The organism is Rhodococcus sp. no. 34 (assembly GCF_054589475.1).
Map to the genome: position 1 here is coordinate 578,079 of NZ_BAAILK010000012.1, position 25,874 is coordinate 603,952.

At 62.3% G+C, this 25,874-nt stretch carries 23 protein-coding genes; 5 read left to right on the plus strand and 18 right to left on the minus strand.

Features of this window, described 5'->3' with window-relative positions; translation table 11 throughout:
* From ACYP01_RS03665 to ACYP01_RS03675, 3 genes are all read right to left on the minus strand, one after another.
* Entirely contained in the window at positions 1-2,361 is a 2,361-nt protein-coding gene (locus ACYP01_RS03665; RefSeq protein ID WP_459678699.1) for an ATP-binding cassette domain-containing protein, read from the minus strand.
* Positions 2,362-2,431: 70 nt separating this feature from the next.
* Positions 2,432-2,842: a VOC family protein gene (locus tag ACYP01_RS03670; protein ID WP_003940539.1), complete on the minus strand. Its 411-nt coding sequence runs from the start codon at positions 2,840-2,842 to the stop codon at positions 2,432-2,434.
* A gap of 5 nt (positions 2,843-2,847) precedes the next feature.
* Positions 2,848-3,297, minus strand: a complete 450-nt coding sequence (locus ACYP01_RS03675; protein ID WP_218747751.1) for a helix-turn-helix transcriptional regulator — start codon at positions 3,295-3,297, stop codon at positions 2,848-2,850.
* Positions 3,298-3,409: 112 nt separating this feature from the next.
* On the opposite strand from ACYP01_RS03675, the gene ACYP01_RS03680 reads away from it, so the two are divergent.
* Entirely contained in the window at positions 3,410-5,368 is a 1,959-nt protein-coding gene (locus ACYP01_RS03680) for a M13 family metallopeptidase (protein ID WP_007731407.1), read from the plus strand.
* Between the two features lie 67 nt (positions 5,369-5,435).
* On the opposite strand, the gene ACYP01_RS03685 is transcribed toward ACYP01_RS03680, so the two are convergent.
* From ACYP01_RS03685 to ACYP01_RS03745, 13 genes are all read right to left on the minus strand, one after another.
* A complete protein-coding gene (locus tag ACYP01_RS03685; RefSeq protein ID WP_003940244.1) occupies positions 5,436-5,762 on the minus strand; it encodes a YnfA family protein in 327 nt (108 codons plus the stop codon).
* Positions 5,763-5,778: 16 nt separating this feature from the next.
* A complete protein-coding gene (locus ACYP01_RS03690; RefSeq protein WP_054827077.1) occupies positions 5,779-6,864 on the minus strand; it encodes an ABC transporter ATP-binding protein in 1,086 nt (361 codons plus the stop codon).
* 15 nt (positions 6,865-6,879) lie between these two features.
* A complete protein-coding gene (locus ACYP01_RS03695) occupies positions 6,880-8,211 on the minus strand; it encodes an ABC transporter substrate-binding protein (RefSeq protein WP_003940485.1) in 1,332 nt (443 codons plus the stop codon).
* A 38-nt stretch (positions 8,212-8,249) separates the two neighbouring features.
* Entirely contained in the window at positions 8,250-9,152 is a 903-nt protein-coding gene (locus tag ACYP01_RS03700) for a carbohydrate ABC transporter permease (protein WP_097386916.1), read from the minus strand.
* Positions 9,149-10,123, minus strand: a complete 975-nt coding sequence (locus ACYP01_RS03705) for a carbohydrate ABC transporter permease (RefSeq protein WP_042925052.1) — start codon at positions 10,121-10,123, stop codon at positions 9,149-9,151. The genes ACYP01_RS03700 and ACYP01_RS03705 overlap by 4 nt, the downstream gene beginning before the upstream one ends.
* Positions 10,124-10,197: 74 nt before the next feature.
* Positions 10,198-11,121, minus strand: coding sequence for a L,D-transpeptidase (locus ACYP01_RS03710; RefSeq protein WP_459678703.1), 924 nt, complete (start codon positions 11,119-11,121; stop codon positions 10,198-10,200).
* Between the two features lie 216 nt (positions 11,122-11,337).
* Positions 11,338-13,020, minus strand: a complete 1,683-nt coding sequence (locus tag ACYP01_RS03715; RefSeq protein ID WP_209447948.1) for an FAD-dependent oxidoreductase — start codon at positions 13,018-13,020, stop codon at positions 11,338-11,340.
* An 81-nt stretch (positions 13,021-13,101) separates the two neighbouring features.
* Positions 13,102-13,983, minus strand: a complete 882-nt coding sequence (locus ACYP01_RS03720; protein ID WP_459678705.1) for a hypothetical protein — start codon at positions 13,981-13,983, stop codon at positions 13,102-13,104.
* Between the two features lie 10 nt (positions 13,984-13,993).
* The gene (locus ACYP01_RS03725; RefSeq protein ID WP_003939815.1) at positions 13,994-14,212 is read right to left on the minus strand and encodes a dodecin; all 219 of its coding nucleotides are present in this window, start codon (positions 14,210-14,212) and stop codon (positions 13,994-13,996) included.
* Between the two features lie 15 nt (positions 14,213-14,227).
* Entirely contained in the window at positions 14,228-15,439 is a 1,212-nt protein-coding gene (locus ACYP01_RS03730) for a serine hydrolase domain-containing protein (RefSeq protein ID WP_459678706.1), read from the minus strand.
* A 108-nt stretch (positions 15,440-15,547) separates the two neighbouring features.
* On the minus strand, positions 15,548-16,063 hold the full coding sequence (locus ACYP01_RS03735; RefSeq protein WP_459678708.1) for a DUF6764 family protein: 516 nt from the start codon (positions 16,061-16,063) through the stop codon (positions 15,548-15,550).
* A 78-nt stretch (positions 16,064-16,141) separates the two neighbouring features.
* The gene (ligD, locus tag ACYP01_RS03740) at positions 16,142-17,182 is read right to left on the minus strand and encodes a non-homologous end-joining DNA ligase (RefSeq protein ID WP_003940248.1); all 1,041 of its coding nucleotides are present in this window, start codon (positions 17,180-17,182) and stop codon (positions 16,142-16,144) included.
* Positions 17,182-18,228 carry an ATP-dependent DNA ligase gene (locus tag ACYP01_RS03745; protein ID WP_459678709.1) on the minus strand — a complete coding sequence of 349 codons (1,047 nt, stop codon included), beginning with the start codon at positions 18,226-18,228 and terminating at the stop codon, positions 17,182-17,184. Before ACYP01_RS03745 ends, ligD begins: the two co-directional genes overlap by 1 nt.
* 109 nt (positions 18,229-18,337) lie before the next feature.
* Here ACYP01_RS03745 and lppU point away from each other — a divergent pair, with 109 nt between their 5' ends.
* Positions 18,338-18,955 (plus strand): LppU family putative lipoprotein, encoded by a 618-nt coding sequence (gene lppU, locus ACYP01_RS03750; RefSeq protein WP_019745226.1) that lies wholly within the window; start codon positions 18,338-18,340, stop codon positions 18,953-18,955.
* A gap of 87 nt (positions 18,956-19,042) precedes the next feature.
* On the opposite strand, the gene ACYP01_RS03755 is transcribed toward lppU, so the two are convergent.
* On the minus strand, positions 19,043-20,194 hold the full coding sequence (locus tag ACYP01_RS03755; RefSeq protein ID WP_007731382.1) for a magnesium and cobalt transport protein CorA: 1,152 nt from the start codon (positions 20,192-20,194) through the stop codon (positions 19,043-19,045).
* A 301-nt stretch (positions 20,195-20,495) separates the two neighbouring features.
* Positions 20,496-21,113: a TetR/AcrR family transcriptional regulator gene (locus ACYP01_RS03760; RefSeq protein ID WP_003940047.1), complete on the minus strand. Its 618-nt coding sequence runs from the start codon at positions 21,111-21,113 to the stop codon at positions 20,496-20,498.
* 100 nt (positions 21,114-21,213) lie between these two features.
* Here ACYP01_RS03760 and ACYP01_RS03765 point away from each other — a divergent pair, with 100 nt between their 5' ends.
* The 3 genes from ACYP01_RS03765 (at position 21,214) to ACYP01_RS03775 (ending at position 25,522) form a co-directional block, all read left to right on the plus strand.
* On the plus strand, positions 21,214-22,128 hold the full coding sequence (locus tag ACYP01_RS03765; RefSeq protein WP_007731375.1) for an SDR family NAD(P)-dependent oxidoreductase: 915 nt from the start codon (positions 21,214-21,216) through the stop codon (positions 22,126-22,128).
* A gap of 49 nt (positions 22,129-22,177) precedes the next feature.
* Positions 22,178-23,779: a PucR family transcriptional regulator gene (locus ACYP01_RS03770; protein WP_459678710.1), complete on the plus strand. Its 1,602-nt coding sequence runs from the start codon at positions 22,178-22,180 to the stop codon at positions 23,777-23,779.
* Positions 23,780-23,923: 144 nt separating this feature from the next.
* The gene (locus ACYP01_RS03775) at positions 23,924-25,522 is read left to right on the plus strand and encodes an ABC transporter substrate-binding protein (RefSeq protein ID WP_459678711.1); all 1,599 of its coding nucleotides are present in this window, start codon (positions 23,924-23,926) and stop codon (positions 25,520-25,522) included.
* Positions 25,523-25,874: the final 352 nt, after the last annotated feature.

Consider the following 25,874-nt stretch of genomic DNA (forward strand, 5'->3'; position numbering starts at 1 on the left):
TCAGCTGCCGACGTATGCCGCGAGGTGCTTTCCGGTGAGTGTGGAGCCGTCTGCGACGAGCTCCTCGGGAGTGCCTTCGAAGACGATCCGACCGCCGTCGTGACCGGCTCCAGGGCCGAGGTCGATGATCCAGTCGGCGTGCGCCATCACGGCCTGGTGGTGCTCGACGACGATGACGGACTTACCGGAATCGACGAGTCGATCGAGCAGGCCGAGCAACTGCTCGACGTCGGCCAGGTGCAGTCCGGTGGTCGGCTCGTCGAGGACGTACACGCCGCCCTTCTCACCCAGGTGGGTTGCCAGCTTGATGCGCTGACGCTCACCGCCCGACAGCGTCGTCAACGGCTGGCCGATCGTGAGGTATCCGAGCCCCACGTCGACCAGTCGGACGAGGATCTTGTGCGCAGCGAGGGTCTTGGCCTCACCCTCGCCGAAGAACTCCTCGGCCTCGGCCACCGACATCGTGAGAACCTCGTTGATGTCCTTGCCACCGAATTTGTATTCGAGTACCTCGGCTTGGAAGCGCTTGCCCTCGCACTCCTCGCAGAGAGTGGCAACGCCGGCCATCATCGCCAGGTCGCTGTAGATGACGCCGTTGCCGTTGCACGTCGGGCAGGCGCCCTCGGAGTTGGCACTGAACAGCGCCGGCTTCACGCCGTTGGCCTTCGCGAATGCCTTGCGGATCGGGTCGAGCAGCCCCGTGTACGTCGCCGGGTTGCTCCGACGCGAGCCGCGGATCGCGCTCTGATCGACCGACACCACGTCTTCGCGTTTCGCGAGTGAGCCGTGGATCAGCGAACTCTTGCCCGACCCGGCGACACCGGTGACCACGACCAGGACGCCGAGCGGTACGTCGACGTCGACGTCCTGCAGGTTGTGTGCGTTCGCTCCACGAATCTCGATTGCTCCGGTGGACTCCCGCACGGTCTCTTTGATTGCGGCCCGGTCGTCGAAGTGACGGCCGGTGACGGTGTCGCTGGCACGAAGGCCCTCGACGGTGCCCTCGAAGCAGACGTTTCCGCCGGCGCTACCCGCACCCGGACCGAGGTCGACGATGTGGTCGGCGATCACGATCGTCTCCGGCTTGTGCTCGACCACGAGCACGGTGTTGCCCTTGTCGCGCAGGCGCAGCAGTAGGTCGTTCATCCTCGCGATGTCGTGCGGATGCAGGCCGGTGGTGGGCTCGTCGAAAACATACGTGATGTCGGTGAGCGAGGAACCCAGGTGACGAATCATCTTGGTGCGCTGAGCTTCACCGCCGGAGAGGGTTCCCGACGGCCGATCGAGACTGAGGTAGCCGAGTCCGATCTCCACGAACGAGTCGAGCGTTTCACCGAGCGTCGTGAGCAACGGCGCGACCGAAGGCTCCTTCAGTCCGCTGACCCATTCCGCGAGATCGCTGATCTGCATCGAGCAGGCGTCGGCGATGTTGACGCCCTTGATCTTCGACGACCGCGCCCCCTCGCTCAGTCGCGTCCCGTCACATTCGGGGCAGGTGGTGAACGTGATCGCCCGCTCGACGAACGCCCGGATGTGGGGCTGCATCGCGTCGACGTCCTTGGCCAGGAACGACTTCTGAATCTGCGGAATCAGACCCGTGTACGTCAGGTTGATGCCTTCGACCTTGATCTTGGTCGGCTCTTTGTAGAGCAGATCGTTCAGTTCCTTCTTGGTGTACTTCTTGATCGGCTTGTCGGGATCGAAGAAACCACAGCCGCGATAGATCCGGCCGTACCAACCCTCCATGCTGTAACCGGGCACCGTGATCGCACTCTCGTTGAGCGACTTGGTGTCGTCGTACAACGCGGTCAGATCGAAATCGTTGACCGCCCCTCGCCCCTCACACCGCGGACACATGCCGCCGGTGATCTTGAAGCTGCGACGCTCTTTCGTCTGACGTCCGCCGCGTTCCATCGTGACCGCGCCTGCTCCGGAGATCGAGGCCACGTTGAACGAAAACGCCTGAGGCGAACCGATGTGAGGCTTTCCGAGACGGCTGAACAGGATGCGGAGCATCGCGTTGGCGTCGGTGGCGGTTCCGACGGTCGAGCGCGGGTCGACTCCCATCCGCTGCTGATCGACGATGATCGCGGTGGTCAGGCCGTCGAGAACATCGACGTCCGGCCGCGCGAGCGTCGGCATGAATCCTTGAACGAAAGCGCTGTAGGTCTCGTTGATCATCCGCTGCGATTCCGCGGCGATCGTACTGAACACCAGCGAACTCTTCCCCGAACCGGAGACGCCGGTGAATACCGTCAGCCTCCGCTTCGGGATCTCGACACTGATGTCTTCGAGGTTGTTCACCCGCGCGCCTTGCACGCGGATCAAATCGTGGCTGTCTGCGGTGTGCAAGGCAGTCATCGTGTCTCCATCTGTCAGTCGATCGCCGACGGTCTCAGCGCAGTTGACGGGCTCAGCGCAGTTGACGGGCTCAGCGCAGTTCTTGAATACGGATCAGGTTTCCCGCTGGGTCCCGGACGGCGCAATCGCGAACGCCGTACGGCTGCTCGGTCGGTTCCTGGACGACGTCGATGTCGCCGGCCTGAAGCCGCTCGAACGTGTCGTCCAGATCTTTGGTGGCCAGGAGAAGTCCGCCGTAGGTGCCCTTGGCCATCATCTCGATGATGGTGCGGCGCTCCTCGTCGGTGATTCCGGGATCGACGGCCGGCGGATGCAGCACAATGGAGGTGCCGGGCTGGCCGGGCGGCCCCACCGTGATCCAACGCATCCCGTCGTAACCGACGTCGTTGCGAACCTCGAAGCCGAGCGTGTCGCGATAGAAGTTCAGGGCGGCTTCAGGGTCGTCCTGCGGAAGGAAACTCGAGTGAATGGTGATGTCCATGGCGATCACGTTAATTGCGGTTGTGGGGTCTGCGCTTCTCGATTCCTGACCGGTCTGGTGACTTGTTTGGACACGCAGGACGGCATTCCTGCCGTCGACTGCTCGGCCTCGCGCCGATAGACACTGGGCGGAACCCCCACCAATTCGGTGAACTTGCTGCTGAAAGTGCCGAGCGAGCTGCAACCGACCTCGAAGCAGACGTCCGTGACACTGAGGTCTCCGCGCCGCAGTAACGCCATCGCTCGCTCGATTCGCCTGGTCATCAGGTAGGCGTACGGCGGTTCTCCGTATGCCTGACGGAATTGGCGACTGAGATGCCCCGCAGACATGTTCACTCCCCGCGCGAGCGCCTCCACGTCCAGAGGCCGCGCGTACTCCCGGTCGATACGGTCTCGCACACGTCGTAGTCGCGCGAGGTCCTGCAGGTGCGGATCTGCGGCAGGTCTGCTGGTCACGTATTCGATCGTGCCATGCCATACCGACGTTGCCCAGCACAAGAGATGAACTCGGCGTGGAGCGATCGCGCACACACCGAGCAGTTCGTCATGATCGTGTAAGGATGGAGAAATGACCACGGCTCATCGCTCAGGCATCGACCTCACCCACCTCGACGGCGACACACGGGCGCAGGACGATCTGTTCGTCCACGTCAACGGAAAATGGCTCGCCGAATACGAGATTCCGGCAGACCGCGCAGTCGACGGGGCCTTCCGGACGCTCTACGACAAGGCCGAAGAAGACGTACAGACCATCATCACCGAAGCCGCGGAGTCCAACTCGGCCGCCGGTACCGATGCACAGCGCATCGGCGACCTGTACTCGAGTTTCATGGACGCCGACGCCGTGGAGGCCGCAGGCCTCGGCCCCATCGACGACGAGCTCGACGCCGTCGCCGATGCGCCGGACCGGTCGTCGCTGGCCACCGTGATCGGACGCCACCAGCGCGTCGGCGTCGGTGGTGCCATCTCGCATTACGTCGACACCGATGCCAAGAACTCCGAGCGGTACCTGATCCACTTCAGCCAGTCGGGAATCAGCCTCCCCGACGAGTCGTACTACCGCGAGGACAACTACGCGGAGATCCGCGAGAAGTACGTCGCGCACATCGACAAGATGTTCACCCTCGCCGGCGTCGGCTACGACGCCCAGCGTGTGTTCGAGCTCGAGAAGAAGATCGCGGCCGGGCATTGGGACGTCGTCAAGCGTCGTGACGCAGATCTGAGTTACAACCTGGTGGGCTTCGAGGAACTGACCGAGCAGAACCCCGGTTTGGACTGGGCGGCATGGCTGTCCGGTCTCGGCGCCGATTCGGAGAAGTTCGCCGAGATCGTGGTCCGCCAGCCCGAATTCCTGCACACCTTCACCGCACTCTGGGCGTCGGAGTCACTGGACGACTGGAAGGCATGGGCGGCGTGGAAGGTGCTTCATGCCCGCTCCCCTTACCTGCATTCGGCCCTGGTCGACGAGACCTTCGCTTTCTACGGCACCACACTGTCCGGGACCGAAGAGAACCGTGAGCGCTGGAAGCGCGGGGTAAGCCTGGTCCAGGATCTGCTCGGCGAGGCCGTCGGCAAGCTCTACGTCGATCGACACTTCCCCGCAGAGGCGAAGACCCGCATGCTGGAACTGGTCGCAAACCTGCAGGAGGCGTACCGCCGCAACATCTCCGACCTCGAGTGGATGAGCCCGCAGACTCGTGAGGCTGCATTGGCCAAGCTCGAGAAGTTCACCCCGAAGATCGGTTACCCCGACAAGTGGCGCGACTACGCCGGACTCGAGATCTCGGCAACCGACCTGGTGGGCAACTACCGTCGCGGATACGCCGCCGAGTACGACCGTGACCTGGCCAAGCTGGGCGGCCCCGTCGACCGTGACGAGTGGTTCATGACGCCGCAGACCGTCAACGCCTACTACAACCCGGGCATGAACGAAATCGTCTTCCCCGCAGCCATTCTCCAGCCGCCGTTCTTCGACGCGGCAGCCGACGACGCTGCCAACTACGGCGGCATCGGCGCCGTCATCGGCCACGAGATCGGTCACGGGTTCGACGATCAGGGCGCCAAGTACGACGGCGACGGCAACATGGTCGACTGGTGGACCGACGAGGACCGCAGCGAATTCGGCAAGCGCACAAAGGCTCTCATCGAGCAGTACAACGAGTTCGAGCCCAAGGAACTGCCGGGCCACCACGTCAACGGCGAGTTCACGATCGGCGAGAACATCGGCGACCTCGGCGGGCTGTCGATCGCGATCGCGGCGTACAAGATCGCGACCGAAGGTACCGAACCTCCGGTCATCGACGGACTCACCGGCTTGCAGCGCGTGTTCTTCGGGTGGGCGCAGGTATGGCGCACGAAGGCCCGTGAGGCCGAAGCGCTTCGCCGTCTGGCCGTCGACCCGCACTCGCCGCCGGAGTTCCGGTGCAACGGCGTCGTCCGCAACCTCGACACGTTCCACGAGGAGTTCGACGTCAAGCCCGGTGACGCACTGTATTTGGAGCCGGAGAAGCGTGTGAAGATCTGGTAGCAGGGGCATGCCCCTGTGCGCGCTCGAGGACCCCCTGGACTCCCTGAGCGCGCACGGGGCCGAAGGCCTACCGGGCGTACATGATCACCCCGACGCCGACCAGACAGATCAGCGCACCGGCGATGTCGAAACGATCCGGGCGGAATCCGTCCATCACCACCGCCCACAGCAGTGAACCTGCGACGAAGATCCCGCCGTACGCGGCGAGGATGCGCCCGAAGTTCGCATCGGGTTGCATGGTGGCGACCAGACCGTAGAGGCCGAGCGAGATGACGCCGAGCCCTACCCAGATCCATCCCTTGTGCTCGCGAATTCCCTGCCACACCAACCACGCGCCCCCGATTTCGAGCAGCGCGGCGAGTACGAACAGCAAGAGCGAACGTGCGACGGTCATGCCGCACACAGTATCGCTACAGACGTACTCCGGTCTCCGCGGAAAAGAAGTACACCTCGCCGGCCTTGGGCAACAGATGAAGCGGCTCCCCCGGCGCCACCGACATCTTCCGGTCGACGCGAATGACGATTCGACCGGATCGGCTCTGCCACTGGCAATCCGGTGAGCCTTTCGCGTACACGAACGATTCGGCTCCCAACTCTTCGAGCAGGTCGGCATCCACGGCCAGCGAGCCCTTTCGCCACGCGCCCACCAGATCCCACGACTCCGGGCGCACTCCCACGACGACCCGCTCCCGCTCGGACGCCCCGGTGGGCAGCGGAATCCGCAGGTCACCGAGCACTGCGACGGTACCCTCGACCGGCGCTTCGATCAGGTTCATGCCGGGCGATCCGATGAAGGCGGCCACAAAGGTGTTGACGGGGTTGTCATAGAGTTCGCGCGGCTTCGCCACCTGCTGCAAGCGACCGTCCAGCATCACCGCCACGCGGTCCCCCATCGTCATCGCCTCGACCTGATCGTGGGTGACGTAGACCGTCGTGGTGCCGAGTCGACGCTGTAGGGCGGCGATCTGCGACCGTGTGCTGACGCGTAGTTTGGCATCCAGATTGCTGAGCGGCTCATCCATGCAGAACACCTTGGGATGGCGAACGATGGCTCTACCCATGGCGACTCGCTGGCGTTGCCCACCGGACAGCTTGGCCGGTTTACGTCCGAGCAGCGGTTCGAGCTCGAGCATCCGTGCTGCCTCGAGTACCCGTTCCCGTCGCTCGGCCTTTCCTACTCCCGCGTTCTGGAGCGCAAAACCCATGTTCTGCTCGACGGTCATGTTCGGGTACAGCGCGTAACTCTGAAACACCATGGCGACGTCACGTGCTCGCGGAGCGAGGTGCGTGACGTCCGTGCCGCCGATCTCGATCCGACCGTCCGACGCGGACTCGAGACCGGCGAGCATTCGCAGGCTGGTGGACTTACCGCAACCGGAAGGTCCTACGAGTACCAGGAACTCACCGTCGGCGATGTCGAGGTCGAGACGGTCGACTGCCGGTCGATCAGTTCCTTCGTAGCGGTGCGTGACTCCCGCGAATTGCACGTTGGCCATGAGTGTTCTCTCCTACTACTTCGGCAGCTTGGGGGTGATCTGCCGGTCGATGATCTGCTGCAACTGCGTGGCAACGCCGGCGAATGTCGATGCGACGTCGGCCTTCTGGAGAGCGATCTGCTCGAGTCCGGTGCCGATGATCTGATCCCCACCCGGGACGAACACGCGTGCGTAGTCCTGCGAGCGCGTACGCGAGAGCTGATCCACAGCGGTACGGGAATTGGGGTTCGCGTCGAGGAACGCCTTCATGCTCGGCTCCGAGGTTGCCGACTTGCGGACCGGCATGTAGCCGACGTTCTGCGAGAAGTACGCCGTGTTCTCACCATTGGTGATGAAGTCGATGAACTTGAGCGCGTTCTTCTTACGCTGATCGGAGATCTTGGACGGGATGGCAAGCCCGGCACCGCCGGTGGGGCAACCGGGAGTTCCGTCCACTGCCGGGAGGAAAGCGGTGCCGAAGTCGAAGTTGGCAGTCTTCTTGATGCCGGACAGGTCACCCGTCGACGCGATGGTCGACGCCAGGATGCCCGTACCGAATTCGTTTGCGATGTCGGTGGAAACCGCGGCGTACTTCTTGTCGTGAATCATGCTGGAGAGGAACTGCCCTGCGGCAATGGTCTTCTCGTTGTCGAGCTGCAGATTCCACTGGTCGGAGTACGATCCGCCGAAGGTCCAGATGGGGCCTTCGTAGGTCCAGCCGAGGTAATCCTTCGCGTTGCCCCACCCGTGTGCCAACTTGCCGTTGCCCACGACCTTCTGCAGCTCAGGCCCCCACTCGTCGAACTCCTGCCACGTTGCAGGCCCACGGTCGGGAAGTCCGGCCTGCGACCAGACCGCCTTGTTGTAGTAGAACAACGGCGTCGACCTCGCGTAGGGAAGCGCATAGTGCTTGCCCTGGAACAGGTAGTCGGCGAGCAACGAATCGACGTAGTCGGCCGAGTCGACGCCCACCTCGGAGAAGAGTCCGTCGAGCGGCTCGATTGCCCCGGCAAGTGCGTAGTTGAACCACCAGACATCCGACAGCACAACCACATCGGGAACATCTCCGCCGGAGAGGGCAGCGTTGAACTTCTGCGCCACCTCTTCGTAGTTCTTGCCGCCGTCCACCAAGTTGACCTTCAAGTCCGGGTACTTGGTCTGGAAGCGGTTGATCAGTTCCTTCTCCACATCGGTGGACTTACCCGGGTGGTTCGACCAGAAGGTGATGGTGTTGGAATCACCCGACGCACCGGATGTTCCCGCAGCATCAGCGCTGGAACCACCGGATCCCGCGCATGCGGTCAGTGCTGCGCCGGCGGCGATTGCACCGCCGAGGCTCAGAAATCCGCGCCTGTTCATGTTTGCCATTACTGCTCCTCGAGAAAGAAATGTGACGGGAAAAGCTGTCAGCCCTTGACCGCACCGGAGGTGAGGCCTTTGATCATGTGTCGTTGCAGCAGAAGGAAAATCACCAGGATCGGTAGCATCGTCAGTACCGTTCCTGCCATGACGGGACCCCAGTTGGTGAGTCCGTCGTTGTTCTGCAGTTGGGTCAATCCGATCGGCAGCGGCGCCACCGAGGAATCGTCGGACATGAGGAACGGCCACAGGTACTCGTTCCATTCGTTGACCACCGTGATGATGCCGAACGCCACCATCGTGGGCCCGGAAACGGGGAGCACCACGCGCCAGAGAAGCCGCCAGTGGCCGGCGCCGTCCATCCGCGCTGCCTCGATGATCTCCGAAGGTATCGAGAGGAAGTGGTTGCGCATGAGGAACGTACCGAAGGCTACACCCGCGAGCGGAACTATGATGCCCTGGAACGTGTTACGCCAGCCCCACTCTGCCACGAGCGCGTAGTTCGAGATCACGGTGATCTGGTTCGGAACCATCAATGCGGCGATGATGCCGAGAAAGACGAAGTTCTTCCCCGGGAAGCGCAGGAACACCAGCCCATAGGCGCTGAGAGTCCCCAGAACGAACTTCGCCGCGGACAGTATCGTCGTGATCACTATCGAGTTCCGCAAGAACATCCAGAACGGGACCGATGTGGTTGCTTCCGAATAGTTTTCGGGATGCAGCGATGACGGCCACCACGTTGCAGGCTGCGTGTAGATCTCCGGGCGCTCCTTGAACGAGGTCATCACGATCCAGTAGAGCGGCAGGACGATGATGACCAAGGCGATCACCATTGCCGCGTAGCCGAGGATCTTCACACCGACCTCACGCCGGTCCACGTTCTTGCGATCCGGCCCGGGCCGGACGACGGAAGTCGGAGCAGCGCTTTTCTTTTCCTCTACCGCTGTCATTTCTCTTCTCCCCGATCCATGGCACGAACCTGGTAGACGGTGATGATCAGCAGGATCAAGAACATGATGGTGGCAACCGTCGCGCCGTAGCCCGCCCGGAAGTTTCGGAACGTCTCGTTGTACACCTGGTAGACCATCGTCGTCGTCCCTGTACCCAGCGGGCCACCACGGGTCATGACGTTGATGATGTCGAAGACCTGGAGCGAGTTGAGCATGACGGTGATGGAGAGGAAGAACGTCGTCGGGCGCAACTGAGGTAGGAGAACCCGGCGGAACTTGGTCCACGGCTTGGCACCGTCGATTTCGGCGGCTTCGTTCAACTCCTGCCGAACTCCTTGCAGTGCAGCGAGATAGATGACAAACGTGTACCCGAGGTTCTTCCACATGTATGTCACCGTCACCATGAACAGCGCCCAGTGGGGATCCTGATAGAAGTCGGGCGATTGGAGTCCGACACGGTGCAGGAGATCCTGGATCAGGCCGAAGTTGGGGTCGAAGACGAACTGAAACGCGACACCGATCGCTGCACCGGAGATCACGAACGGCGCGAAGATGGCCGACCGGACCAGGTTTCGCCCGACGAGCTTGCGATCGAGCAGCATGGCCAAGGCCAAACCGATGACCATCGAACCCGCCACGGTAACCAACGTGAATATCACTGTGTTGGTGACGATCTGCCAGGTGTCGCTTCGTCCGAACCACTCGCGGTAGTTGCTCAGCCCGATGAACGTCGCCTTCGGGTCCGCAATGTTCCAGTCGAAGAACGAAAGTCGGATGTTGTCCACCAGCGGGCGATAGGTGAACAAGATCAGCAACGCGAGATTGGGGCCGACCAAGAGCGCGAAGAGCGCGTAATCACGCCATGGTCTGCCCCACAGACCTGGCTTGCCTGAAGTGGGCAGCGTTCTTTCCGGACTCGATCTCACTGAGGCAGTCTGACCGCCCGCAACGAATGAATGGTGAACGTACAAGACACTCGAGCTGAACGCGACACGAAAAAGGCCCTGCGCGAATACTTCTCGCACAGGGCCTTCGTCGACGAGCTCTAGCGGTTCCAGTCACCCAATCCGTCGGCACCACTGAGGACTCCACCTGCGGTGTTCTGCACGATCACCGGGTCGCCCTTGCCAGCGTTCTCGAAGAACCACTTGGCATCCTCGGTGCTGACATTGAGGCAGCCGTGGCTGACGTTGGTGAAACCTTGTTGCGCAACCGACCACGGAGCTGCATGGACGAAGATGCCACTGTAGGAAATTCGCGTCGCGTACTCGACGTAGGTGCGGTACCCCTCGGGAGAATCGATCGGAACGCCGTACGTGGACGAATCCATGTACATGTCGCGCAACTGCTCGCCGACGATGTACGTGCCGTTCGGTGTTTCGTGGCCCGGCTTGCCGAACGACGTCGGCATGGTGCGCACGACCTCGCCGTTGCGGGTGACCGTGACCTGCTTGGTGTTGTCGTCCGCGACCGTGACGAGCGCATCACCGATGTTGAACGTGGAGTGCGATTCACCGGCGTCGACGGTCACGGAGATGTTCGCCGGCCAGAACTGTGTCGGCTTCCAACGGACCTGGCTGTCGTTGATCCAGTAGAAGCTGCCCTCGACCGGCGGATCGGTGGTCACGCGAATCGCGCGTTCGGCCGTCGCACGGTCGCCGACGGCCTCGTTGAATCGAATGATGATCGGTTGCGCGATACCGACGGTCTCACCCGCAGACGGATTGAGCGACGGAGCGGAGAAGTTGGGGACGCCGATGGGCGCCTGGATCGGCGTACCCGGGATGCCCGGAACCGGAATTGCCGGGTCGAGGTACGGAACGCCGGGGATCACGGGCAACGGAATGTCGGGTCCACCGGGAAAGAGCGGAAGAGCCGCGGAGGGTCCGGCCAGAGCGAGGCCGGCGGCCACTGCTCCGACGATTGCCACGGCAACCCGTGACGTCCGACGACCCTTTTTGCTGCCCATGTCACTACCTTCGCTCGAATGACCACGTACTCACGTGGATCGTGCGCGGCCGGCATCGATACCCGCCTGGTACCGATGCCGATGCACCATTCGGACGCACCCGCTCGGAGCACACCTACACACCCGAGCACGCCGAAGAGAGCAAACCGCACATTTCCATAGTCATTAACACACAAAAGCGGCAATCGAGCAATTCGGATGTTCGCCCAAACGTTGCTATCCGTCGCTGCGGGCAGCCGCCAACATGGATTCGATGGAGATGAGTTTGGTTCGCGGTCGTCCGGTTGCGGCACCGGATGCGCGTTCTGCCTTGTCGATCCGCTGCCAACCTTGATAGTCCACCTGATCCGGCGACCGGTCTGCCAACAAAACCTGCAACTTGTCGGCATCCTCGGTCGGGGTGGCGAGGCGCCCACCAGCGAAGTCGTCGAAGATCATCGACACGGTCTCGGCGGAGCAGTACTTGTTGGTGCCGATCACGCCAGTCGGTCCGCGCTTGATCCAACCCGCGACGTAGACACCCGGGATCGGCGTGCCGGTCTCGGTGTCGATTACTCTGCCGTTCTCGTTGGGGATCACGCCGCGAGCGTCGTCGAAGGGCAAGTCGGCCATCGGTGTGCCGCGGTATCCGACCGACCGAAGCACCAGTGAAGTGTCGATCGTCTCCTCGGTCTCGGTAGGCCGGGCGGAGAGCTGACCGGTCGGCGTTGCCACCAATTCGTTTTTCACGATCCGCACCTGTGAGACTGCACCGTCGCCGAGGACCTCGACGGGAGAGGTGAGGAACCGGAGAACGATCCGCTTGCGAGAAGGATCTGCGGTACGCGAAGCAAATTCCTGCGCCTGCTTGACCTTGAGCAGGACGGACGGCTCGGCGGCATCGCTGTCCACGAACGCCTGACTGGCCTCGTCGAGTTCGGCTTCGATCGGGTCGACGACTACGTCCACGTTCGCCATCTGTCCGAGCGCCAACAGTTCGGGATTGGTGTACGCGGCCTGCGCCGGCCCACGACGCCCGAGAATGACCACCTCACGAATCTTGCTGTTCCGCAGCGCTTCCAATGCGTGCTCGGCGAGGTCCGTCTTCGCAAGCTGGTCAGGGTCGGTCACCAGGATGCGTGCGACGTCGAGTGCGACGTTGCCGTTTCCGACGATCACCGCTCGCTCGCCGGACAGATCGAAAGTCCGATCGGCATATCCCGGGTGGCCGTTGTACCAGGCGACGAACTCGGTGGCGGCGTGACTTCCCGGCAGATCCTCGCCCGGGATCTCGAGCTTGCGATCCCCGGCAGCACCCACCGCGTAGATCACTGCGTGGTGATGGTCCAAGAGTTCCGAATGCGAGATGTGGGTGCCCACCTCGACGTTGAAGTGGCAGCGCACAGTCTTCTTCGCGACGACGGCGCGGAACTGATCGGTGACCCCCTTGGTTCCGGGATGGTCTGGCGCCACGCCGGCGCGCACCAAACCGTATGGAGTGGGAAGTCGATCGAACATGTCGACCTCGACGCGAGGCTTGCCGGTCAGTTCCATCGCCGCGTAGCAGGCGGCCGGGCCGGAGCCGACGATCGCCACTTTCAGCGTTCCCAGTTCGGGATCGATCTTGGCCATCGTGATCGGCTCGGGCCAATCCGGGCCCATCGGATGCTTCTCGAAGTACGACGCGTTCATCTGCAGGTACGGCGCGTCGTCCTCGTCGAGTTCGTTGTCCGGGAAGATCGCCTCGACCGGACATTCGTCCACACACGCACCACAATCGATGCAGGTGTCGGGATCGATGTAGAGCATTTCGGTGGTCGCGAACGGGGCTTCGTCCGGTGTCGGGTGAATGCAATTGACCGGACACACGTCAACACACGAGGCGTCGTTGCAGCACGGCTGCGTGATCACATACGCCATGACATTCCCCTATCCCTGAAACACGAAGCTCGAACTGGTTCCCAGACTATAACGTGTTCCAATTTGGCGCGAGAATCGTTTTCAGATCACCCCATTGCGCTTCAGCAGCCACACCGCCTGCACGGTGGCGTGACCTCGCCATTCCAACGCCGCGACGGGCGAATAGCTGTCGAAATCCACCGCCCAACCGCCGTCGCCATGTTGTCGCGCAGCGAGCGCAGACAGTTCGGACTCGATCACTGATGCGTCGAACAACGCGCGGGTCGGGCCGCCGGGAAGCGGTGAGAAATCGAGGGGCCGCATGAATTCGCCCTCGGCTCCCCCGTCCACGTGAACCAAGCCGTCAGCCGGGATACGCGAACCAAGAGTGCTCACCAACGACGACGCTTCGGGACTGTTCCGGTGAACCGCGTCGAGAAACTGCAAGGCAAAGGCCAGCTCGAGGGCATGCAGAGAATCCGCCCCGTCGATCGCGTCGAGGCAATATCGAACGGCAGAGGCGAACCACGGATGTTCGGCGACGGCCTCGTCGAATTCGGCAACGCGAGCCGCTGCAGCACACACGATGCTGGTGATCTGCAACGACGGCGCCAACGGATCCGCATCCACCCAGAAGTGCGCACAACCGGCCGGGTCGGTGATCGGGAAGGCGAACGGCAAACCGCCGTCTGCCAGCGAATTGGTCTGCAACCAGTCGCACAGTTCGACCGCTCTGGGCGTCGGCGTTCCGATGTCGGCAAAGGCTTCGAAGGCATGCAGCGCGCCGCCAGGTTGGCTCGATGCCGAGCGAAGATCCGGTTCGAGTCCCCAGCCGTACCCACCGTCCGGGTTGTGATAACTGTCCACTGCCGCCAATGCCGCGGTCCGGTCACCCTGTCCGAGAATCAAATTCAGTCGATGCCGATCGAGAGTTCTGGCATGTCCCGCCATGAACCCGACGGCCGCCCTGAGATCAACACTCATGAACGACGACTCAAGATTCGTCGCCGTCGAGCCGGAAGCCGACCTTCAACGTGACCTGGAAATGCGCCACGGCGCCGTTCTCGATGTGACCGCGAGTTTCCACCACCTCGAACCATTCGAGGTTGCGCACCGTCTCGTTCGCCCGGGCGATGGCGGTGCGAATTGCCGCGTCACTGCTCTCGGTGGACGAGCCGACGATCTCGGTCACCCGGTACACGTTGCTGCTCATGGCATTCCCTTCGTGTCAGATTCGACGAACCAACTCCTGCGCCTCGGCGCCGAGCCTCGCAAGGCGAAGATCACCGAGAGCTGTCACAGCACTACCCAACCTGTTGGTGGTGAAACCGAGCGAGAGTCCGCTGGACAGGTCCGCATACGCGCCTGAACCGCCGACTCCGTAGTGGCCTATCGCATTCCGCGGCTGCCGCCGCGCGGCAATGATCGGCGGGTGGTAACCGAGAGTCCAGTTGGGCCGCACCGCCAGCACGTAATCCCGATCGCGAGTCTGGATGGTCGACATCTGGTCGATGGTCGATTCCTTCAGGAACCGCTTCCCGTCGATCACGCCGCCGTTCGCGATGGCGCCGTACATCTTCGCGAGAGCACGCGCGCTGAACACTCCGTTCCAGCCCGGCATGACGGCGTCGTGGACAGCCGGGTTGCGCACCATGACGTCGAAACCGTCCGGCATCGCGGCCTCCGCGAGTCCGCGAGTCGGACCGACGTGTGAGAGCACGGTCGACGCGAAGGCCCAGTTCAAGCCGGCAGGGTTGATATGTGGGAACAGCTTCGCGATCCGTGGACGCTCGGTTTCCGGTACGCGGTACCAGAATTCGTCGACTCCGAGGGGCTTCGCTATCTCCGCTTGTACGACGTCGATGAACGGCTGACCGGACACCCTGGCCACAAGTTCGGCTACCAACCAGCCGTAGGTCACAGCGTGATAGCCGGGGCCTCGAAGCCGACGCGGATCCGGTTTCTCGGCAGCCAGGGCGGCAACGACCGCGTCGTAATCCATCAGGTCGAGGGGATGCGGCATCAAGCCGCGAACTCGGTGAAGGCCCGCGCGATGTGACATCAGTTCGCGGACGGTGATCGTGTCCTTGCCGGCCGCCGCGAATTCAGGCCAGTACCGAGCAACCGGAGCGTCGTAGTCGATCAACCCACGTTCGGCGAGTCGGTGAACGACGGTGCTGGCGACGCCTTTGCCGGTCGAGAACGACAGCGACACCGTGTCGTGGTCCCAGCGCCGATCACGATCGGCATTGCCGGCCCAGATGTCGAGCACTTTCTCACCGCCCAGGTACACGACGAGAGCGCCGCCACCTTGTTGCGGTTGGCGATACATCGCGAAAAAGCGGTCGGCCAAGGGAAGGAATCGCCGGTCCACGTACAGCTCGGTGCGCGAAGGCACCTCCACCCGGGCGAGCGAACCCCGTCGTGCACTGGGAGTCATCGCGTCCTCCGATCCCCGCTGATCAAGTTGCCCGGTCACCCGATCGGTGGCAGGAGCTTGACACCATTGTGACCACTGTCACGCAAGAGGCTCAGGGCCGGGGTGCCCTCACGGGGTGACCCACGTCGAAGTGCCGTCGCTGAAACATCCCTGACCTGTGGCGATATTGAAAACAAGGGTGGGACCACCTGAGCAGATCGCCCCGACGTCCGCGTCACCCACTGCCGCTCTGCCACCAGGCCCACTAAGCACGACGGCAAATGGTGAGGAGTCGGTGCGACCGAGTGCGAGCGAACCCGGGCCGTACGCGACGGCGGCAAGCAGCCCACCGCGCGACTCCGCTGCAGCAACGCCGCCGAAGAGTCCGACGCCCGCCGACCGGCCACCGTCTCGCGAATCGGCGACGCCGACGCCATCGCCCTCCACGTGTGAAATCCCGTAACTGGAGGGATCTGCCACCGCTCGGCATGCGGATGACCCGTCGACGATCGTCTGATCTTGGCCGCGCGCCGAACAATCCAACGTCGCGGCCGACGCTGTTCCGCTACCGAGTGACAATCCGAAGGCGGCAAGAATCACGCCACCCGCCGCTAAGCTTGCTGCTCGCATTTTCCGGCGATCCATATCCAACCCCCACAGTGCATTCGACGTGACCGTACATTCGACGTCTGATCGAATTACCCGATATGTCCGCCTCTGACGCTACCCGTCTTTGTTCTTCCGATCGCGGTCCTTGCTCGGTTGAACACGTTTGGGTTCACCGGGCATTTTGGGATAGTTCGGCGGGTACGGCAGATCGCCCAGTCCTGCCGCCAGATCCTTCTCCCACATCTCCAACAGAACATCGAGGGCAAAGGCCTTGTCGTGCATGGCTTCCATCGGATCACCACGATCGGCGAGCAAGCCGGGAACCGTGGCGATGGTGCAGTCGTCTGGATGCACGTCGCGCAGTTCGTCCCAGGTCACCGGCGTCGACACAGTTGCGATCGGCGTCTTACGAGCGGAATACGCCGCCGCGATCGTCCGGTCACGGGCATTCTGATTGAAGTCGATGAAGATCCGTTCACCCCGCTCTTCCTTCCACCACGCGGTTGTGGCGCGATCGGCACTACGACGTTCGACTTCACGGGCGAGGGCGATACCCGCGTGGCGGACCTCGACAAAATCCCAGCGCGCCTCGAGCGGGATGTAGACGTGAAGGCCTCGGCCACCGGACGTCTTGGGAAATCCTTCCAATCCCAACTCGGCGAGCAGAGGGCGAAGGACCTCGTCCGCGATGGCAACGGCCTCGTCGAACCCGGTCCCCGGTTGCGGATCGAGATCGATGCGGAGTTCGTCCGGGTGGTCGGTGTCCGGGCACCGCACGGCCCAGGGATGAAACGTGACAGTCCCGAGATTGGCGGCCCACACGATGTTCGCAGCACTTCGCACTCGAAGGACGTCGGCCTTGCGACCCGACGGGAACGTGACCTCGCAGGATTCGACGTGCTCGGGCCGCTTTGCCGGCAGCCGCTTCTGGTAAACCTCTTCGCCCTCGATGCCGTCGGGGAATCGCTGAAGATGCGTGGGCCGATCTTGGAGCGCCCGCAACGCTGCACCCTGCAGCGCCACCGTTCGGTAGTACTCGACAAGATGCCGTTTGGTTCCGCCGTCCTCACCCAACTGCGGATAGTAGATCTTGTCCGGGCTCGACAATCGGACCGCGATCCCGTCGACGTCCAGTTCCTCTGCCGGGCTCGCCATCACTTACCACCTGCAAGAACATCCGCGAAGTCGTATCGCACCGGAACCTCCAACTGATCGAATGTGCATTCGTCGGGCACCCTGTCCGGACGCCAGCGCAGGAATCGTGCGGCGTGCCGAAAGCGTTCCCCTTCCATCTGGTCGTACGCCACTTCGAGCACCCTCTCAGGACGAAGCGGAATCCAGGAGCGGTCTGCGGCCGATCTCCACCGGCTGGCCTCTCCCTCGGCTACAACGTCGTCCCCGAGGCGCAAAGGTTCGAGTTCGGCCAACAACTCGATCCGCCGCGCCGCGGTGAAAGCAGAAGCGCCACCGACCATCTTCAATTCGGAACCGTCGTACAGACCAAGAAGCATCGACCCGATACCTGGCTGACTCTTGTGGGGACGGTAGCCCAGCAGTACGACATCCGCGGTCCTGGCGTGTTTCACCTTGATCATCTCGCGCTTGTTCGGCAGGTACGGTCCCGCCAGCTTCTTGGCGACAACCCCGTCGAGACCCGCGCCTTCGAAGGTTTCGAACCAGGCCATTGCTTCGGCGCTGTCGGCCGTCGCTGCCGTGACGTGGCAACTCGGCCCGCCACCGACGCAATCAAGGAGCAGTACACGTCGGACCCCGAAGTCCTCGATCGAGACGTCGCGATCCCCGAGCGCCAGTAAATCGAACCCGACAAATTGCGCTGGCGTCTGTTCCGACAACAATGCGACGCGGCTCGCGGCGGGATGAATCCGCTCGGAGAGCGCTTCCCAACTCAGGCGCGTCACACCGTCGATCTCACGGGGAACCACCAGTTCTCCGTCCACCACACATTTTTCGGGCAATTCAGACTTGACGGCTTCCACCGCTTCGGGAAAGTACCGCGCCAAGTCCTTTCCTCCTCGCGACCCGAGCACCACTTCGTCACCGTCACGAAAGATGATTGCTCGAAACCCGTCCCATTTCGGCTCGTACGACCACGTCGGATCACCGGACTCGGGCTGAGGCGGCACAGTGGCCGCAGCCTTCGCGAGCATCGGGGCGAGCGGCGGCATCAGGGGTAGCTCCACCTACCCATAGTGACAGTCCGGTTGGCAATTCGACTACCGATGTATTGGAATAGGTCCCGAACAATCCACGAACCAACAGAACTATCCAAGAATCAACAAAGGGGTCCTTATGTCCGGAATCGTCCGGCGACTTTGCACTGCGGTGATCGCAACTTCTGCAATCGCCGCCTTCACCGTCGGTTGCGGTTCCGACATCGAGCCGAAAGCCATTGCGGAATCATCTTCCTCGGTTGCCGATTCGACCACTACCTCCGCAGCCCCGACCACCTCGAAGATCACCGGCCAGGAGGGTTCGGACGATGGCGGCGACGTCGACATCGACGTGTCGATCGGTGATTGCGTCAAACTCGGCGGTACCACGACGGCCGCGGAAATCGACAACGCGGACTGCGGTAGCAAGGATTCCAACTACAAGGTGGTCGCCAAGGTTCCCACCTCTGATCAGTGTGCCTCCGATGTCGACTCGTACTACTACGAGACCCTCGCGGGTGACGAGCAGGGCGCTGTCTGTCTCGACGTCGACTGGGTAGTCGGCGGATGCATGGACCTCGGCAGCGGAATGGACGAGCCCGCCCGCATCGAATGCTCGGATACCAGCGGCACCAACGTCGTCGAGGTCGTCGAAATTCTGCAGAACTCCACGTCGATCGACGAATGCGGTTCGGGGGCAGACTCGGGATTCGAGCACCCGGAACGTAAGTTCACGGTCTGCGTCGCAACGCTCTGATTCGAGCGCCCTCCCGAAAAACACCTGTGCGCCTTGACAACCGATCTCGGTTGTCAAGGCGCACAGCGCTTTCTACACCAACGCTTTCTACAACCAGCCCCGACGTTTGAAGATCGTGTAGAGACTTCCACACGTCAGGAACATCATCGAGAGTGCAAACGGATAGCCCAAGTGCCAGTGCAGCTCCGGCATGTCGTCGAAGTTCATTCCGTACACGGTTCCGATGAGCGTCGGCGCGAAGAGAATTGCCGCCCACGCCGAGACCTTCTTGATCTCCTCGTTCTGCGCGTAGCTCGCCTGCGTCAGATTGCGCATCTCCTCGTTCTGGTTCTGCGACACCAGAGTTGCGTTCACCGTGAGGATGTTTCCGAGCAACTGACGAAAGCCGTCGGCCCGCTCCACCACCGTCGTCGCATGGTCAGTGACGTCGCGGAGGTAACGCTGGAGCTCCTCGTCCGTGTGGTACTTGTCGAACCCTGCCGACAACCCACGCAGCATCCCCAGCAGCGGACGAGTCGCCCGCTGGAATTCGATCACCTCACGGGTCAATTCGTAGATGCGACGCGAAACTCCGGGATCGCCACTGAATACTTCGGTTTCGATCTCGTCGATGTCGTTCTGCAGGCCGGCCACCACCGGGGCGTACCCGTCGACGACTGCGTCGAGAATGGCATAGAGAACGGCCTCGGTACCCAACCGCAACAGGTCAGGATCGTTCTCCATGCGAGTCCGCACCGCCGACAGATCCGGCGATTCACTGTGACGGACGGTCAGAATGAAGTTCGGACCACAGAAGATGTGCAACTCGCCGAATTCGACCCGCTCGGTCTCGTCGCGGTACCGCGCAGCACGCAGCACCACGAACAGTGTCTTGCCGTAGCGCTCGAGCTTGGGGCGCTGGTGCGCGACGATCGCATCCTCGACCGCCAGTTCGTGGAGGTCGAAATGTTGTGCAGCGGCATACAACTGGGCGTCGTCGGGCCGGTACATGCCGATCCACGCCATCGACTGCGAATCCGGAAGGCATGACAGTGCTTCCGCCAGCGTGGACGGCGACGCTATCCGCTCGCCGTCGCGGTACACACCGCTGTTGACGACGGTCGATTCGACGGGCGCCACCGCCTCGGGCGGGGCAGCCTTGACGACGGTGCGTGCGGCACGCGAGTGTCCGGGATGTGAGTCACCGAGACCCGCGGAACGACGTGGCAGTACCGAACGTGAACGACGAAATTCGCGCATGCTGAACAGCTTTCGAGGGAAGGTGAACGACGACGCTTGCTTCACAGCAAAGCCGAAGCCGATGAACACACGATGAAGCTGCAGCAAAATACCGGATCAACCCGGGCGGCTACAGCTTCAGTTGGTACTCGGAGGTTGGCCACGCATTACAGCCACACCTCCTCTTCCCTGAATTCCCACGCAAGTCCGCGCACGACGCCAACATGCTACCCCGACTGCCAGAGCACGACAAACCGAACGACAAGCCGCAGGACAGCACGAACCGGTCGGAGGAAACCCGCTCGACGAATGCAGCTTTCAGTCAGTTCGCAGCGCGCAATCCGCCGATCAACAGTTCGACGATCTGGTCCGCCAACGACTCCGTCTCCGCCAACGTCTGCCCTTCACGCCTTCGGTACCAGAGGTCGATGCCGTTGAGACTGCTCAGGAGTACTTTTGCCGCCATCCGAGGTGAGCCCACGCGAATGGAACCATCCGCGACGCCTTCGGTCATCACGTCGACGAACAGATTCTCGTAGTCGAGTCGCAGCGAATTCAGTTCCACGAGGACTTGCTGTTGCCTCGGCTTGAGCGCGGAGTTCATCTGGCCCCGGACACCTTGGTGAATCGTGTGGTGGTACCCGAGATGTGTCATGAGATTGACCAGGTGGGCGTGCGACATCGCTTCGAGACGCGCGAGGCCGCTTTCTGCCCCGCCCATCCGAGACTCGACCTCAGCGCGGAGCAGGCTCATCCCGCGCTCGTAGATTGCCAGGTAGATGTCGAACTTGGAACGAAAGTGATAGTAGACAAGACCTTTGGTGGCGCCGATTCGATCGGCCAGTAAATCTACAGTCGTGGCCGCGTAACCGTCTTCGGCAAAGGCGTCGGCGGCGCTGGTGATGATCGCGGATCGCACGTCCGGAAGATCACTACTCATTCGACTTCCACTCCCATTCACACTGCCTGCCGGCCCTTGACTGTTTCCACGCCATCGCATAGTAATACTGAGTAGTATCCCAGATCAGAGAGGTTTTCCAATGTCGTTGGATTTTTCCGGCAAGGTAGCGATCATCACGGGCGCAGGCGGCGGACTCGGCCGTTCACACGCATTGGCCCTCGCCGCACGCGGCGCACGCGTCGTCGTCAACGACATGGGTGGCTCGGTCAACGGCAGTGGCGGCGCTGATACCGCAGCCGCCAAAGTCGTGGCGGAAATCGTCGAGCTGGGCGGCGAGGCCATCGCGGACCACTGCGACATCACCGACGTCGACGCCGTTGCCGCCATGGTCGCGACGGCCGTGGACAAGTGGGGCCGCGTGGACATCCTGATCAACAACGCCGGAATCCTGCGCGACAAGTCGTTCATCAAGGCCGAGCTCGACGACTTCCGCAAAGTCATCGACGTGCATCTGATGGGTTCCGTCATCTGTTCCAAGGCAGTCTGGCCGCACATGGTCGAACAGAACTACGGACGCATCCTCATGACTACGTCGGCATCGGGAATTTACGGCAACTTCGGCCAGGCGAACTACGGCGCCGCGAAGTCCGGCGTCGTCGGCCTGATGAACGTTCTCGCCATCGAGGGCGAACGCAAGGGCATCCGCGTCAACTCGCTGGCCCCGACCGCCGCGACCCGCATGACCGAAGACCTCCTCGACGAGAAGACTCTCGCTCTGCTTGCACCCGAATCGATTTCACCCGGCGCACTGTTCATGGTCTCCGATGACGCACCGACGAAGACCATCCTCAGCGCCGGCGCCGGCGTCTTCGCGATCGCTCGCATGGAAGAGTCGCAGGGCGTCTACATCCCCGAAGGCGCACTCTCCCCCGAGGTCGTCGCCGAACGGTGGTCCGAGATCAGTGACATGACCGATTCCGTCCAGGTGCCCGCGGCGTTCGATCAGACCCGCCGGTTCGTCGAGAAGGCCGTGGCGGAGCAGCCCAGCAACTGAGCAGGGCAACCAGACAACTGATCGACCCCGCTCCCCCTAAGGTGTGGTGGTGACCACACCTACGGGAGTATCGATCGTCGACATCGTCGACAGACTGGGAATGACGTTCCTCAGCGGTGGCGACACCGTCGACGGCGCCCGCACTGTCAGCCGCGTGACCCTGCACGAAGGGTCCGAAGCTACCCAGGACAGTGCGGGCGCCGTCGTACTCGGCGCAGGTCTCGCAGGTTCGGCCGATATCGCAACGGCGGTAAGAGAATACGGCTCGGCAGGGGCGGTAGCGCTGATCGTCAAAGAGCCCCTGGACTTCGACGGCCTCGTCGAGAAGGCGGTGGCCGACACCGACGTCGCACTCCTCGGAATGGTCAAGGATGCAAGCTGGCTGCAAAGCGCGTCGTTGATCAACGAGATCCTCGAATCCGGCAACAACGGGGACCGCACGTCGGCCGCCGACGCCGACCTGTTCGATCTTGCCAACTCGATCGCTCAGGTATTGAACGGCCCGGTCACCATCGAGAATCAGTCGAGCCGGATCCTCGCGTTCTCGGCGGATCAAGCCTTCGGCGACGAAGCACGTAAGCAGAGTGTCCTCGGACATCAAGTGCCGCAGCACTATTCCGACCGACTCAGGTCCATGGGGTACTTCAACAAGATCTACGGCTCGGCCCTTCCTGTCTTTCTACCGGGTATCGGGCCGGGCATCAGGCCCCGAGTCGGCATGCGAATACATGCGGCATCTCAAATCCTCGGTTCGATTTGGGTGATCCTGGACGAGGAGCCGAACGAATTGCAGGTCAAAACGCTCGTCGAGGCTGCGGGCGTGGCCGCCATGAGTTTGCTTCGCGCCAAACTGGCCGCGGATTCGGCACGACGGCTGAGGCTGGGTGAAGTGATCACACTACTCAGTGGCGGCACTTCGGCCAAGGAAGCGGCCGAGCGACTGGGCTACGGTCGTTCGAAGGCAACCGTGCTGGCGGCCGGCTTCCGTGGCGGCGCCGGCGCGTCGTTGGAGGCCGAAGCCGACGTCGATCAACTAGCCCTGACACTCAATACCTATCTCGACCAAGTATTTCCGCTGTCGGTGGCGGCAGCGATCGGCGGCACCGTCTACGCCGTCATCCCACACACCCGGCACCAGACCGACGACGACTACGTGCGTCGGATCGCGTCGGAGTTTGCAGACCGTTCCCGTTCGGAAAAGTCGGTGGTCATCGGAATCGGTGCAACGGTGACCGACGTGATGACGCTGGAGAAGTCACGCGACGAAGCCGACCGAGCGCTTCGCGTTCTGAGGTCGACGTGGAATTCCTCGGGCCGGACCGTCGCGCGTGCCGACGACGTGCAGATCAATTCCCTGCTTCTACGCCTCTCCGACGCCCTGGCTGACGAGAACGAGACCGCGTCGGGTCCACTCGCCGTTCTACGCGAATACGACCGCACGCACGACATCAACCTCGTCGACACACTCCGCGCCTGGCTCGACACGTTCGGTGACATTCCGGCGGCTGCATCCTTGGTTCACATCCACGTCAACACATTCCGGTACCGCCTCAAGAAGCTTGCCGGAATTGCCGGCATCGATCTCGACGACCCCGAGACGCGATTCAGTCTGATGCTCCAGATTCGTCTCTTTTATCCGGCGGCGTCGTAGCGATCTACCAAATCTCACGGAACCTTCGTAAATTCGGACGATGCTCTCCTTCTTTCGTTGGGTGAAGATTCATGCAATCGTCTTTTGCTCCCCACTCGACGGACCTCCGTCATTCGGGTCGGGACTTCACCTTCCGGAGGCACCATGAAACAACGGTCCTACGCACTACTGGCCGCGGCAACCGGCACCGTCCTAGCCCTGACCGCATGCTCGTCGGGTGGCTCGTCGGGCTCAGGTGGGGGTGAGCCCCTCACCGACGGCACCTTCAAATTTGCACTCGTGGCCGACCCCGGCGCATTGAATCCGCTGATGACCGCAGCTTCACCGGCACACGCACTGGCACGTCTGAGCTACGACTATCTGCTCAACCCAGATCCCGATACCGGCGTAACCAAGCCGTGGTTGGCCGAAAAATGGGAAGAGACAACTACTTCCGCGTCGTTCACCATTCGCGACGGCGTCACCTGTTCGGACGGATCCGCCCTGACTGCTCAGACTGTCGCAGACACCGTCAACTTCATCACGAACGCCGCAAACAAATCCGCTCTCCGCGGGGTGTACGCACCGGCAACTGCAACTGCCAACGCCGACCTCGCAACACGGACAGTGACGGTTACGACTCCGGAGCCCTCTCCCTTCCTGCTCCTCAATCTGGCGCGGATTCCGATCATGTGCGAGGCAGGGTTGAAGGATCCGACGGCGGCAAACAAGACGACCTTCGGATCGGGCATGTTCCAGATGACCGAGGCCGTGGCGAACGATCACTACGCGTACGTCCGGCGCGACGGATACAACTGGGGACCTGACGACACCACCTCCGACACTGCCGGAGTGCCCAAGAATGTCGTCGCGTCCATCGTGACCAATACGAGTACGTCTGCGAATCAGCTGTTGTCCGGTGATCTGAATGCCGCCGCCGTCTCCGGCGCCGATCAGGACCGATTGAATGCCGCGAACCTGAACACGGTCAAGCAGCCGGCTCCGGCAGGCGAGATGTTCTTCAATCACAGCCCGGGTAATCCGACCAGCGATCCGGCCGTGCGCAAAGCCCTTGTCCAGGCGCTCAATCTCGACGACCTCGCCGAGATCTTCACCGCCGGCCGCGGAACCCGGTCTACCACGATGGTGTCCATCGAACCGAGGGCCTGCATCTACGACTCTGTCGCCGGAAACCTGCCGGCCTTCGATCCCAGTGCAGCCGCAGAAACTCTCGAATCAGCGGGCTGGAAAATCGGTGCCGACGGTAAGCGCAGCAAGGACGGCACACCGCTCCGACTTCGGATGGTCTACGAAACGTTCGGTGACTCGACCGATGCTGCCGCCGACGTCGCACTCAACGCGTGGAACAATCTGGGCGCAACTGTCGAACTCACCAGCGGAGACTCGAACAAGATCCTCGATGTAGCACTCAGCGGCAAGGACAACACCGCGTGGGATGTTGCGTGGGAGCCGATCAACGTCGCGCTGCCCAGCATGCTCGTACCCTTCCTCTCCGGTCCGGTGCCAGCTGCGGGACTCAATTTCTCGTCGATCTCCAACCCTGCCTACGACGCAGCCGTCGCCAAGGCTTCCGGACTGACAGGCGAGGATGCTTGTGCCGCTTGGGCAGACGCCGAATCGGAGATCATCAAAGCAAACTCCGCGGTACCTTTTGCCGACAAGATCACGACTCTCTACTTCAACAATGCGGGTCTGGCATTCGGCCGTAATTTCACCGGTTCGGCCCTGCGCCTGTACCAGTAGCGCTTCGACGTCCTGCCCGTTCGACAACTGTGCACAGACGCTCAGAGTCGACCGGGCAGGGCGACCGTAACTCACTACGAAGAGTCTCCGAACTTTCGTGAATCGCCACGATACGACTGAGGGGTCGCCACGTTAGTGTCGTCCAATCGTCATTCGTTCCTTGCCCGCCGCATCTGTTTTCGCCTTGGGTCAAGGATTCCGCCACCGGAGGCTCCATGAAGAAACGTACTTGTGTCGTGCTGGCAGTCGCCGGCTGCGCGACCCTTCTTTTATCTGCTTGTTCGTCAGGAGGGTCACCCGGCGGCAACAACGGCCGACCCGTCACGGACGGAACATTCCGGCTGGCACTGTT